This window comes from Flavobacterium sp. Root186 (assembly GCF_001428525.1).
In the GTDB taxonomy this organism is placed as follows: Bacteria; Bacteroidota; Bacteroidia; order Flavobacteriales; family Flavobacteriaceae; genus Flavobacterium.
Genome location: NZ_LMHW01000010.1, coordinates 638,869 through 651,790, shown reverse-complemented (window position 1 = coordinate 651,790; position 12,922 = coordinate 638,869). Strand labels below are relative to the sequence as shown.

The following is a 12,922-nucleotide window of genomic DNA, read 5'->3' as shown; positions in this document are numbered from 1 at the left end:
AAAACTCTAAATGGCAAAACCATTTGAGATTTACAAAAATCTCTAATTATTACTTAATTTCTTTGTGAACAGTTACACGTTTCAAGATTGGATTAAATTTTTTAATCTCTAATCTGTCTGGAGTATTTTTTTTGTTCTTAGTTGTAATATATCTAGAAGTTCCTGGAACACCAGAAGTCTTGTGCTCAGTACATTCTAAAATTACTTGGATTCTATTACCTTTCTTTGCCATCTTGCTATATATTTATTTAGGAAAAGATTATTTGATAAATCCTTCTGACTGTGCTTTTTTCAAAACAGCAGTGATTCCATTTTTATTAATTGTTTTTATCGTAGATGCTGCTACTCTAAGAGTAATCCATCTATCTTCTTCTGGAAGATAAAAACGCTTTTTAACTAAGTTTACAGAAAACTTTCTCTTAGTTTTGTTCATAGCGTGAGAAACGTTATTTCCTACCATCGCTCTTTTACCTGTAAGGTCACAAACTCTTGACATTATACTTATCTTTTATCGTTATTCAAAATCAGGGTGCAAAGAAAAGAAAAATAAACCATTGTAGCAAAAATTTATTGCACAATTTTTAAAATTTCTTTTTGTAATATTTCTAAACTCTTAATAGTTGCTCTATCTATCACTTTTTCACGTGGTTGGCCAAAGTTAAATTCTTCTGTGATTACTCCCTCTGGTGTAGCCAAAGCGATAAAAACAGTACCAATTTCAGCATTTGAGTCTCCTTTTAACGGGCCGGCGTTACCCGTTGTCGCGATTGCATAGTCGGTTTTGAGTATATCTTTCACATTCAAAGCCATAGCCGCTGCAACCTCAGCACTTACTACCGAAAACTGATCTATTAACTCCTGCGAAACACCCAAAACATTGACCTTTGCTTCCGTTGCATATGAAACCACACTTCCTTTAAAATATTTTGATGCTCCTTCTACAGATGCCAAAAGCGAAGCAATTTTCCCTCCAGTGCAGCTTTCTGCTGTTGAAACTGTTTTATTATTTTTGGTCAGCAGTTTACCAACTACCGTTTCAATCGTTTCATTTTCTTCGTACCCCACTATAATATCATGAATTATAGCATCTAGTGACTCAACATTCGCTTCGATTGCTTTTTCTAATTCTTCTTTATTTGTTCCTCGGGCGGTCATACGCAGACGAACTCTTCCGGGATTGGGCAGATAAGCCAATTTGATAAAATCAGGCAGATTATTTTCCCAGTTTTCAATACGTTCTGCGACTAAACTTTCGCCTTGACCGTATGTCAAAATGGTTTTATGAATAATATAAGGACGTTTATATTCTTTTATAACTTTGGGGATTATTTCATTTTCTACCAGATATTTCATTTCGTACGGAACACCCGGAAGCGAAACAAAAACAGTATTTTCTTTTTTCATCCACATTCCCGGCGCAGTTCCCATTTTATTATGAAGAATGGTACATTTTGACGGAACAAGTGCCTGATCTTTATTTAACTGTGAAATTGGTCTTTTATAAAAACCTTCAATAAGTTCTGTTACATGTGCCAGAACTTCAGGATTTACAACCAGCTGGTCATCAAAATAATCACAGAAAGTTTTTTTTGTAATATCATCTTTTGTCGGCCCTAGACCTCCTGTTATAATTACAATATCAACCTTGTTTTGCAGCTGCGCAAAAGTGTTTAAAATATGTTGTTTGTCATCACTTATTGAAATCATTTCATAAGTTTCGACACCTATTCGATCCAGCTCTTTAGCTATAAAATTCGAATTTGTATCTACAATTTGACCAATTAAAATTTCATCTCCAATGGTAACTATTGTTGCTTTCATATTTATAAAACATTTTACTTATACATACTATAAGCTTATTATGAAGTGGATTGCGGAAATGATCTGAAGCAGAAAAAAAAATTAAAATTTTGTTTTTAATAAAGTAAGAAGCCTAAAAAAAGATGTTACATAGGTGAAAATTTATTCCGCTTTTTAGTTCTCAAAAAGCGGAATAATGTAATTTTTAGACGTCAAAATCTTTTTTAATTTCTTTAATTGCGTCTTTTACCTGCACTTTTATACTTTTAAAAGTTTCGATAATATCTTTTTTCTTGCCTTCTGCTTTTGTCCACGCTTCAACTTGCAGAATTTCTTCAAATGCAACATTCAAGCCCATTAAGTCTAATGTAGGTTTAATTTTATGCGCATACGAATAAGCGTATTTATGATCCTTTTTCTTGATTCCTTCTTTGATTTGTTTTAAATCCTCAGGAACTTCTGTAACAAATAATTTTAGAATTTCGTTTACAAATTCGGGGTCATTGTCTGAAAGCGCATACACTTTCGAAAGATTATACTTTAAAGCCATTATTTTACTTGTATTCTGAATAATTTTTTATCTTCTAAAAAGCCTTCCAAAACATCATTTGGTTTAACCGGCGCAACACCTGCAGGCGTTCCTGTAAAAATAATATCTCCAATTTTTAATGTAAAAAACTGAGAAACATAAGAAACCAATTCATCGATTTTCCAAAGCATAAAACTTGTATTTCCTTTTTGAACTGTTTCAGAATTATTTTTGAGCTCAAACGTAAGATTTTCTAGCGAAACAAAATCACTTTTTGGTAAAAAATCTCCAATTACTGCTGAACCGTCAAATGCTTTTGCTTTTTCCCAAGGAAGTCCTTTTGCTTTTAATTTATCTTGTAAATCCCTGGCAGTAAAATCGATACCTACGCTAATATCGTCATAATATTTATGCGCAAACTTAGGCTCTATATATTTTCCAACCTTATTAATTTTCACAATTATTTCTAATTCGTGATGAACTTCTTCAGAAAATTCAGGAATTACAAACGGATGCTGCTTCAATAAAACCGCCGAATCCGGTTTCATAAAAACCACCGGCTCATCCGGACGTTCGTTTTTTAATTCTTCAATATGATTGGTATAATTTCTACCGATACAAATGATCTTCATTCTTTTAAGTTTTCAGTTTTTAGTGTTCAGGAAAACTTAGCACTCAAAAAAACTGAACACTAAAAACTGAACACTGAATACTTTATTTTGTGTTTAATTTTCTCAATTTAATTCCTGTCAAAACTTTTTTGGTATACAAAGGAAAATCGGCATTTTGGATCCAGCTGAAATATCCTGGTTCTGTTTCCAGAACTTTTTCAACTTTTGCTCCTTTGTGTTTTCCGAAAGTAAAAATTTCTTCGTCATCTTTATCAAAAGCAATCATTCCTGCAAAATCAGCTATTTTTTTACGAGTTGTAAATTCAGATAATGATTTCATATCGTTTTCTAATTCCGGATAACGATCTAACTGCGCTTTTAAAATCTCATAAGTTGCCATGGTATCTGCTTCTGCAGAATGTGCATTTTCAAGATTTTTTCCGCAATAAAACTTCAAAGCTGCACTTAAAGTACGCTCTTCCATTTTATGAAAAATTGTCTGAACATCTACAGAAACTTTATTTTTCATATCAAAATCGACTCCGGCACGAAGCAATTCTTCTGCTAATAACGGAATATCAAAACGATCCGAATTAAAACCACCCAAATCGCTGTCCTTAATCATATTATGCACCATTGGTGCCAATTCTGTAAAAGTGGGCTCATTAGCTACTTTTTCATCTGTAATACCATGCACAGCTGTTGTTTGTGGAGGAATTGGAATTGTGGGATTAACCAGCCAGGTTTTACTTTCTTTATTTCCGTTTGGAAAAACTTTAAATATCGAAATTTCTACTATTCGATCTTTACCGATGTCAATTCCAGTTGTTTCAAGATCAAAAAAGCAAATTGGTTTGTTAAGTTTTAATTCCATTTTTAATTTTTATAAGATTACAAATGTAATTTTTTAATGCCAAAGTTCTAGCCCAAATTTCTATTTTTTTGACCAAAATTGGCTTTTTTTGTTGATTTTAGATTCAAAATTAAAACAAAACAAACCAATTTTCCGTTTTTCTTTTGAACGAAAAAACCCGAAAAACTTTTAATTTTTTCGGGTTTTAATTTTATTTATGAATCGATTAGAAATCTCTGTCTACATCAAAAGCTTCTAAATATTCTGCAACTCTTTTTACAAAACTTCCTCCTAAAGCTCCGTCAACAACTCTGTGATCGTAAGAGTGCGACAAGAACATTTTTTGACGGATTCCGATAAAATCTCCTTCTGGAGTTTCAATAACCGCAGGAACTTTACGAATCGCTCCAAGTGCCAAAATACCCACTTGCGGCTGATTGATAATCGGCGTTCCAAAAACACTACCAAAAGTACCTACGTTTGTTACGGTGTAAGTTCCACCTTGTGTATCATCTGGTTTTAGTTTTCCTGCTTTTGCACGGTTTCCTAAATCGTTAACCGCTTTTGCCATTCCAACGAGATTTAACTGATCTGCGTTTTTAATTACAGGAACAATTAAGTTTCCGTTTGGCAATGCTGCCGCCATTCCTAAATTGATATTTTTCTTTTTGATGATATACTCACCATCAACAGAAATATTCATTCCGGGGAAATCTTTTAAAGCTTTTGCAACGGCTTCCATCATAATTGGTGTAAAAGTCAGCTTCTCGCCTTCTCTCTTTTCAAAAGCTGTTTTAACTTTATCTCTCCATTTTACAATGTTGGTTACATCAACTTCAATAAAAGATTGAACGTGAGCCGAAGTTTGAACAGAAGCCACCATGTAACCTGAAATCAGTTTACGCATTCTGTCCATTTCGATGATTTCATCACCGCCATTTACAGAAACCGGAACTGCCTGTTGGCTTTTTTGAACAACAGGTTCTATAGTTTGAACTGGTTTTGGTACTTCAACCGCTGCTTTTGGCGCTTGTTCAACTACTTGTGGAGCTTGTACAATTCCTGCTTTACGGTCTCCTATATATTTTAAAATATCATCTTTAGTTACTCGGCTGTCTTTTCCTGAACCTTGAATATTATCTAATTCAGTAAGAGAAACACCTTCTTCTTTTGCAATATTTTTTACTAAAGGAGAAAGAAATTTTTCAGATCCTGAAAAATCCTGAGGAGCAGAAACTTCCTCTTTTACTGCTTCAATTGTTTTTTCAATTTCTACAGCTTCTGCAGGAGCAGATACTTCAGCAACTGGAGCTGCAGCAGGCGCATCACCACCTTCAGTTTCGATAATTGCAATAGTCTGCCCTACCTGAACTAAATCATCTTTGCCAAATAATTGTTCAACTAAAATTCCCGATACTTCACTTGGCACTTCGCTGTCAACTTTATCAGTTGCAATTTCCAGTACTGCTTCATCAGCTTCAATTTTGTCTCCCACTTCTTTCAACCAGTTGGTAATGGTTGCTTCAGCGACGCTCTCTCCCATTTTAGGAAGCTTTAATTCAAATCTTGCCATATTATTATTCTAAAGGGTGATTTTGATTTTCTGATTGCGAAATTACTGAAAAATTTAAATATAAATTACACTTAATATAATTTTTACCGAATTTTTCTGATTTGCCCCCTGTCATTTCTTGAATTACTTCCAATAATAAAACTAGTATTTTTGGGGAAAATCTTAAAAGTAATGTTCTTATCTTTAAGAGTTTCTATGATATTGATACATTTTTTGAATGAAACATAGTGATTATCCAAAATGATCTCTGTCTTTTTACCCTTTAAAATCAGCGACGAATTTACCATTTTTTCTTTTTTGAAATCTAAAAAACTAACTTTATTTTCCAAAATCGAAGCCAGTTTTTCAGACAAATTCTCATTTTCGGAGTATAAAATATAACTTTCCGGCAGCGGTTTTGTTTTAGTCTTTCCCTGAAACATTTTTACAAATGAAAAAAACCAGGTTCCCACTTGGATAAAAAAGCTAAAAAACCATGATTTTTTAAAATGCTTTTGATAGAAAAAATTCATTGCATCCTGAAAACGTTTCATATACAATTCGTCTTTAACAGTACTTTCTCCTTTATAGTGTAAAACAGTTGTTTCGTGAAAATAATAGTTGGATTTTGTTAGCAACAATGCCCTGTAAGACAAATCAATATCATCTGCATACATAAAGCAGTTTTCATCAAAACCATTTAATTTTTGGTATAAATCTTTTGCTAAAAACATAAATGCACCAACAAGAATCTCAACTTTTCCGGTTTGGTTTTCACTTAAATGCTGTGCATAATATTGATTAAAAAGATTCCATTTCGGGAATACTTTATACAATCCAAAAATTTTGGTAAAAGCCACCCAAGGTGTTGGAATCCCGCGTTTACTTTCGGGCAGAAAATCTCCTGTTCCATCAATTAATTTACAGCCAATTATTCCTAAATCCTGTTTTTCTTCGGCGAAAGCCAGAATTTTAGTAAAAGTATCTTCTGCAACAACGGTATCGGGATTTAGAATGCAGATGTATTTTCCGCCGGCTTGTTCTACGCCAATATTATTTCCTTTTGGAAAACCAAAATTTTCTTGGTTTTGAATCAATTTCACTTCCGGAAATCTCGTTTTCATCATCAAACAGCTGTCATCAGAGGAATTATTATCGACAACAATAATTTCGGCGTCAAGACCGGCAATTGCTTCCTGAACACTTAAAACACATTGTTCCAGAAAGTAACACACATTATAATTAAGAATGACAACCGATAATTGCATTGTAATTTTTGTAATTGATTTTGGGGAAAGTTAGAAATTTTCGGCCAAACCTAATCGCAATGACCAATCGTTTTTACTAATTCCGTAATCCAGAACTAAATTGCTGTTGTTTTTCTTGTTCCATTTAATGCGCAATCCAGTTCCAATGGCAGGATTCCATTTTTTAAACTGGTACGTGTCTAACTTTGAAACGGAGGAAATATTAGTAAAAAATACGGCACCCCAAAAACCGTTTTTTGAAATATCAGTTCGGTATTCGGTTTCAAAATAAATCAGCGCATTACTGCGAAATCTGTTTCGGGTAAAACCACGTCCGGTTCTTCCGTCGCGATCCCAGCCAATACTTGGCAGATCTAAATAATGCGGTTTTCCGCCAAAAGTCGACCAATAAAAAGCTCTGTAAGCCAAAACCCGATGTTTGTATTTATGAAAAGAATGATATTTACGGGCATCGAAATAAACAGAATTCCATTTTTTCCCTTCAACTCCGCTTGTATTGATTCGGTAATCTGCTTCTACATACAAACCTTGTTCAGGATTTACATTGTTTTCTCTGGAATCATAAAGTCCCTGAATGGCGACTCCGAAAGAACTTTCGTTAGAAAAATCTCCATTCATATATTTAGAATAATCGGTTTCTTCATCGATATAAGATTCTTCAGAAATATTCTGGTAATTATCAAATAATACCCCAAGTCCAAGTCGGTAATTCCCTATTATTTTTCGGGTTGCAAATTGGTAAAAACGCCATTGCTGATAATCTAAAGTTGACATTTTATCTGTATTATGTCCACCCAAACCATAAGTATCCTGAGGATAAATCATATAACGATAATCGCCGATGAAATTCCAATGATTATCTTTTGTATAAATATAAGACTGAATTGGAAAGACATATTGTTTGGTAAAACTAAAATAGGGCGAAAAAGAGATCTGAGACATTTTAGTTGTCTTAGTGTCGCCAAGATAAAAAGAGGTTAAAAACGACACCACTAAACCAGCATTTTTATCCGAATCTATTGGAACCGGAAGTAATGAAAACGCTATTTTTTTATCCTGATTTTTTCTTAAAGAATCGTTTTTATTAAAAAGCTTGTATAAAACATCCAGAATATCTTTGTTGTTATTTGAAATGGAATCGTTTTGGCAATAGCCGAAATGCATTTGAAAAAAGAAAAAGAAACCTAATAGAAGCTTTGCATTTTTCATAACGTAAGTTTTTCAGAAACAATCTCTTACAAATTTAAAATTTTATTCAGAATATACGCTTCTTCCAAAATAAATAAAAAAGAAAGTTTTATTTTTGAAGTAAATCAAATATCATTTCTCAATGAAAATCAAAGCAGTTCTTTTACTTGGTTCTTTCCTTTTTGTATTTACAATATTAGGTTTCACTTCCGCAAAAGAAGTTTCAAACTCAAATATTGATCTGGTAAAAACCTCAGCATGGTACATTGCCGGCCCGGCCAAAGAAAACCAGGAAACAATTAATAAAATCAGAAAAGAAAAAGGTATAATTAAAGTTACTGCAAAAGATAATCCTGTTGGAGAAATTGAGATGAATGTGATGATTACTGAATCTAATTCGAACGACGGGAAACCAACAAATTTGTCTGAAAATTCAAAATATCTAAGCATTACTTACAAATCATCGCATCTTATAAAATTGCAGGCACGCGAAGGAAACACTAAAGGAACAGGATGTGTACACGGCGGTTCGCACCCAAGGATAGATTTACCTGTTTCTGCTAAAAAATTCTCGACAATAAAAATTCCGTGGACGGATTTTAAGCAAGATGGTGATCCTAATGGAAAGACTTTAGATATTCATAATTTGTGTAAATTCAATTTTGTGAATTACAATCCGGTTTCGGGTGCCACATTAGAAATAAAATCAGTTATAGTTCAAAATTAAAAAACATGAGAACAAAATTTTTCATTTTACTTTTTACAGCATTTTTTTCAAATTTTGGCTATAGCCAGAATAAATTAGTTTCTCAGAAAACAGATATTAATGGTGTTTGGGAAGATATAAATTCAGGCGTTCAAAATGCTGTAGCCATTATTTCTGAACAAAATGGAAAAGTTATTTTTTCACATTACTTGGAATGGAAAGGACAAAAATTTGTCGAAAGCGGCATTGGCACAAGAAAGGGCAATACAATTACTTATAAAGTTGATGTGACTTTACCAATTGAAGGTTGGGCAACTGCAGGAACACACACTTTAATATTATCTGAAGATGGAAACAAACTTGAAGGAACTTTTGTAGATAATAAAAAAAGAAGCGGGCCAATTGCATTTAAAAGAATTCGATGATTTTTTTTGTTTCAGGTTTTAAGTTTCAGGTTCTCTCCAAATGAATTATTTTCAACTCTAAGTGCACAAAGGTTTTTAATAAGTGAGTTTTATAAAACTTCAAAGTTCTCAAAGCTTTGTGATGATAAAGCTTTGAGAACTTCGGTTATTTTTTTTAGCCACAGATTAAGAGATTAAAACTTTGTGCACTTTGCGAAAAAATCTTAGCGCACTTTGCGGTTAAAATTCTCATTTCAAAAACTTGAAACTTGAAACTACAAATGCAGCTGAATTTTAAACCTGTTGAATATTTTCATTACAAATAACATTATTGTTGAGAAAACAAGTGACCAGATAATTCCCGGAATTCCTTCACGGAAATATTCTGGAATAATGGAGATTTTAAAAGCGAGGTTAAAATAATAAATAACGCCCGGCAGAATATAAATCAATAATGGATTTGCCGCCGCAGGCATAAAAAATCCGCTCCATTTGGTCTGTTTTTTTATCTCCATCAGCCAATACAAAAAGTAAAATAAAACAGTGCAAATTCCGGCAGAAATCAATGTCCATGACGGAGTTCCTTGTATTTTTGAGATTCCGTAATACGGTCGAAGGAAAAAGCCAACGGCGAAAAACAATACAATAAATCCTATTACCGGCCAATTGATTTTATTTTCTATTTTCTTGTCAAAAAACAGCAATGAGATTATTACTCCGGCCGTTACTAACGAAGCGTGTGTTAAATGTCCGGCAATAAAATGCAGCCATTCCGGAAAAACCAAACCTTTAGTCAAGTTAGCCGAATTTGCTGCAACACAAACTACAAGAAAGGCAATCATCGCCCATAATTTACCCGAAACCAGCCAATAATAAATTACCGAAATAAGATAAGCCCAGCCAATTAAACCCAGAATTCCCCACCATTTTGGCGTGATTCCTATTTTACCGGTTTCTTCCTGAACGTATAAAAAGTAAAGTGCAATTAAAACCAGCATACCGCCATATTGGAGAATGTATTTAAGCCAAACTGAAAAATCCTTTGGATATTTATTCCAAATAGGAATTGGCATTGCATAAGCCAAAAGTCCCCAGAAAGCGGGTGCAATTATCATTTTTGAAGCATCATAACCATATTCGGCATTTACCATATAAACACCAATTATTATTAAGGCTACAGCACGTTTTAGAGTATGTGTCCAGATTACCTTTGGACTGTCACCTTTTATCAATCTGGCATTAAAGGCAAACGGAACTGACATTCCGACTATAAATAAAAAAGCAGGGAAAACTAAATCTACAAAGGTCATTGCATCGGCATCTGCAGGCATGTGTTTCATCCACTGAGGTACATTTTTGACACTTGCGAGTTCGTTTACAAATATCATTACAAAAATGGTAATTCCGCGTAAAGCGTCAATCGAAATAATCCTTTGATTATATAAATTCTCTTTAATTTTCATAAAATATTACTTTTTTATCAAATATAATATAATTCTAAAATGTCGGTTACATTGTTACATAAATTTTCTTTTGCAATATTTCTTTAAAGCAGAAATAAAAACAATATCAATTCTTTACTTTTGCACCTATGCTATCATTCTTCAAATCAAAACCTTTTTTAAAAGATCTTCTGGCAGGCGATTATATCGATATTCATTCGCATTTACTTCCGGGAATTGATGACGGCGCAGCAAGTATTAAAAAAACAATAAAACTCGCAAAGGCATTTCGGGAACTGGGAATTTCTCAATTTATTACCACGCCGCATATTAATCATTTTGTCTGGGATAATACTGAACAGGATATTTTAAACAGACAAAAAGAAACTGAAGTTTTATTGAAAGAAGAAAACATCAACCTTCCGTTTAAAGCCGCATCCGAGTATTTTATGGATGACTGGTTTCAAGATCACATCAAAACAGAAAAGCTTTTGACCTTAAAAGATAATTATCTATTAGTTGAAATATCATATTTAAGTGCGCCGCTAAACTTATATAAGATTATTTTTGAAATACAGCTTGCAGGATATATTCCGGTTTTGGCTCATCCAGAGCGGTATTTATATTTTCATAAAAACTTTGAGGAATATGAAAAACTAAAAAAAGCAGGCTGCTTATTTCAGCTGAATTTATTGGCCGTTATGGGTTATTATGGAAGCGAAATTACAAAAACCGCTGCGCTTTTATTAAAGAAAGGAATGTATGATTTTTCGGGAACCGATGTGCATCACAGCAATCATATAGAATCTTTACATCAAAAAATAAAAATCGATTCAATTGTAAACTTAAAAGAAGTTATTGCCAATAATCAGTTTTTTAGATTCTAATTTTTTTTTCAATTTAAAGCATAAAAAAATGCTACGGATTCTACTATTTTTTATTCTGTCTGTTTTTTCAGCCAAATCCCAAACTTCAGGCTGTACAGATGCGCTATCAAAAAATTACAATCCAAATGCACTGCAAAACGATGGAAGCTGTATTTATGAAAATTTAAAACTAAAACCTGAATATTCCGTTAAACTAAGCGACTCGATTAAAGAAACTTCGGGTTTAATTGCTTTTGATGGTTTATTGTGGACTCATAATGATGATCACGATAAAACGATTTACGGATTAGATTCTTTGGGAACAATCAAAAAGAAAATCATTCTGGATCAAGTTGTAAATCATGATTGGGAAGAGATTTCGCAAGACAGTTCACATTTGTATATTGGAGATTTTGGAAATAACTTTAGCGGAAACAGAACAGATTTAAATATCCTGAAAATTGAAAAAAAATCATTTTTAGAAGGGAATCCAATTATCGAAAAGATCTCATTTCAATATGCTGACCAAACTGATTTTTCGGCACAAAAACCAAATGCAGCAGATTTTGACTGTGAAGCTTTTGTAGTTTCCAAAGACAGTATTTATTTGTTTACCAAACAATGGAAATCGTCCAAAACCAGTATTTACGTTTTGCCTAATCAACCCGGAAATCATATCGCACAATTTAAAAATACACTGGACACAAAAGGTTTGGTTACCGGCGCAGCTTATTTTGAAGAAAAGAAAATCGTAGTTCTCTGCGGATATTCTAAAACGGGAAAAACATTTCTTTATCTTTTATATGATTTTAAGAATCATAATTTTTTATCGGGAAATAAACGAAAAATTGACCTCAAACTTCCTTTTCATCAAATAGAAGGAATTGCTACAAAAGATGGTCTTCATTATTTTATTACGAATGAATCTTTGGTACGAAAACCAATTTTAAATAATCCGCAGCAAATTCATTATTTAGACTTAAGTTCTCTTTTAAATCAATATGTTAATCGGCTGAAATAACGTTGTTTTTCGCTCCCATTATTAAAAGCCACAAACACGTTCCGATTTCGCCAAGAGTTGCCGGAAGTCTTACATACGAAGATATTCCGAGTTCAGAATAATCCGAAAACAATGCATTTCCGAAGAAATTTATTAAATAACTCAAACAGCCAAGCATTAATAATACGCCTAAAAATTTCGGAATTATTGCTGATTTAAAAATTAAATGTCCCAACGGAAACAGCCAAAGCCCCCAAAAAATCTGAACGATTAAATTTCCGTAATCATATTGATTCAGATAAAACATTACCAGATCTTTTTCTTGTCCGCCCGAACTAATTATAGAAAGTACCGCAAATTTATTCTGCATGTTTATAAAAGAAATCGGCACACTTACAATGGCCAAAACAACCATATATACAGCGTACGTTTTATGAACAGGCTTCAATAATTTGTACAAAACCAAAGGCAGAAACAAAAAGAAGGTATAACAGATTAAACCGCTCACAATACCTAGTCTAAAAAGAAATTCAGAATTAACGATATTAGTAAAAGTTGCAGAAGCATCATTCCAGACAATTAATTTTGAAGGAACATATCCTAAACTAAAAATCCCTGTTATTACGACTACTAAATATAACAAACCGGCGATTCTTCCTGTATTTCTAAACGATAATTTTGATTCTTGATTCATACTGTTATC

15 protein-coding genes are annotated in these 12,922 nt (G+C 33.0%); 4 read left to right on the top strand and 11 right to left on the bottom strand.

The window, feature by feature from the left end; genetic code table 11:
* Window positions 1–49: 49 nt before the first annotated feature.
* From rpmG to ASD98_RS06635, 9 genes are all read right to left on the bottom strand, one after another.
* Complete coding sequence (rpmG, locus tag ASD98_RS06675; protein WP_008253902.1) at window positions 50–232, bottom strand: 50S ribosomal protein L33; 183 nt, start codon at window positions 230–232, stop codon at window positions 50–52.
* A 27-nt stretch (window positions 233–259) separates the two neighbouring features.
* Window positions 260–496: a 50S ribosomal protein L28 gene (gene rpmB / locus ASD98_RS06670; RefSeq protein ID WP_008468080.1), complete on the bottom strand. Its 237-nt coding sequence runs from the start codon at window positions 494–496 to the stop codon at window positions 260–262.
* 71 nt (window positions 497–567) lie between these two features.
* The gene (locus tag ASD98_RS06665; protein ID WP_056201802.1) at window positions 568–1,821 is read right to left on the bottom strand and encodes a competence/damage-inducible protein A; all 1,254 of its coding nucleotides are present in this window, start codon (window positions 1,819–1,821) and stop codon (window positions 568–570) included.
* 184 nt (window positions 1,822–2,005) lie between these two features.
* Window positions 2,006–2,350 carry an Hpt domain-containing protein gene (locus tag ASD98_RS06660; RefSeq protein ID WP_053473805.1) on the bottom strand — a complete coding sequence of 115 codons (345 nt, stop codon included), beginning with the start codon at window positions 2,348–2,350 and terminating at the stop codon, window positions 2,006–2,008.
* A complete protein-coding gene (locus ASD98_RS06655; protein WP_056201799.1) occupies window positions 2,350–2,961 on the bottom strand; it encodes a fumarylacetoacetate hydrolase family protein in 612 nt (203 codons plus the stop codon). The genes ASD98_RS06660 and ASD98_RS06655 overlap by 1 nt, the downstream gene beginning before the upstream one ends.
* 82 nt (window positions 2,962–3,043) lie before the next feature.
* A complete protein-coding gene (locus ASD98_RS06650) occupies window positions 3,044–3,814 on the bottom strand; it encodes a 3'-5' exonuclease (RefSeq protein WP_056201796.1) in 771 nt (256 codons plus the stop codon).
* Between the two features lie 205 nt (window positions 3,815–4,019).
* Window positions 4,020–5,366, bottom strand: a complete 1,347-nt coding sequence (locus ASD98_RS06645) for a dihydrolipoamide acetyltransferase family protein (protein WP_056201793.1) — start codon at window positions 5,364–5,366, stop codon at window positions 4,020–4,022.
* 83 nt (window positions 5,367–5,449) lie between these two features.
* A complete protein-coding gene (locus tag ASD98_RS06640) occupies window positions 5,450–6,613 on the bottom strand; it encodes a glycosyltransferase family 2 protein (protein WP_056201790.1) in 1,164 nt (387 codons plus the stop codon).
* A 30-nt stretch (window positions 6,614–6,643) separates the two neighbouring features.
* Window positions 6,644–7,822 (bottom strand): hypothetical protein, encoded by a 1,179-nt coding sequence (locus tag ASD98_RS06635; RefSeq protein WP_242412084.1) that lies wholly within the window; start codon window positions 7,820–7,822, stop codon window positions 6,644–6,646.
* A 121-nt stretch (window positions 7,823–7,943) separates the two neighbouring features.
* On the opposite strand from ASD98_RS06635, the gene ASD98_RS06630 reads away from it, so the two are divergent.
* Window positions 7,944–8,528, top strand: a complete 585-nt coding sequence (locus ASD98_RS06630) for a hypothetical protein (RefSeq protein ID WP_056201787.1) — start codon at window positions 7,944–7,946, stop codon at window positions 8,526–8,528.
* Window positions 8,529–8,533: 5 nt separating this feature from the next.
* Window positions 8,534–8,932 (top strand): hypothetical protein, encoded by a 399-nt coding sequence (locus tag ASD98_RS06625; RefSeq protein WP_056201786.1) that lies wholly within the window; start codon window positions 8,534–8,536, stop codon window positions 8,930–8,932.
* A gap of 254 nt (window positions 8,933–9,186) precedes the next feature.
* Here the strand turns inward: ASD98_RS06625 and ASD98_RS06620 are convergent, their stop codons facing one another.
* A complete protein-coding gene (locus tag ASD98_RS06620) occupies window positions 9,187–10,374 on the bottom strand; it encodes a DUF5009 domain-containing protein (protein ID WP_056201783.1) in 1,188 nt (395 codons plus the stop codon).
* Between the two features lie 128 nt (window positions 10,375–10,502).
* Here ASD98_RS06620 and ASD98_RS06615 point away from each other — a divergent pair, with 128 nt between their 5' ends.
* A complete protein-coding gene (locus tag ASD98_RS06615) occupies window positions 10,503–11,240 on the top strand; it encodes a tyrosine-protein phosphatase (RefSeq protein ID WP_056201781.1) in 738 nt (245 codons plus the stop codon).
* A gap of 28 nt (window positions 11,241–11,268) precedes the next feature.
* A complete protein-coding gene (locus tag ASD98_RS06610) occupies window positions 11,269–12,240 on the top strand; it encodes a hypothetical protein (protein WP_056203243.1) in 972 nt (323 codons plus the stop codon).
* Here ASD98_RS06610 and ASD98_RS06605 read toward each other — a convergent pair.
* Window positions 12,224–12,913 (bottom strand): DUF4386 domain-containing protein, encoded by a 690-nt coding sequence (locus ASD98_RS06605; protein ID WP_056201778.1) that lies wholly within the window; start codon window positions 12,911–12,913, stop codon window positions 12,224–12,226. The two genes, ASD98_RS06610 and ASD98_RS06605, sit on opposite strands and share 17 nt — an antisense overlap.
* Between the last annotated feature and the right edge of the window lie 9 nt (window positions 12,914–12,922).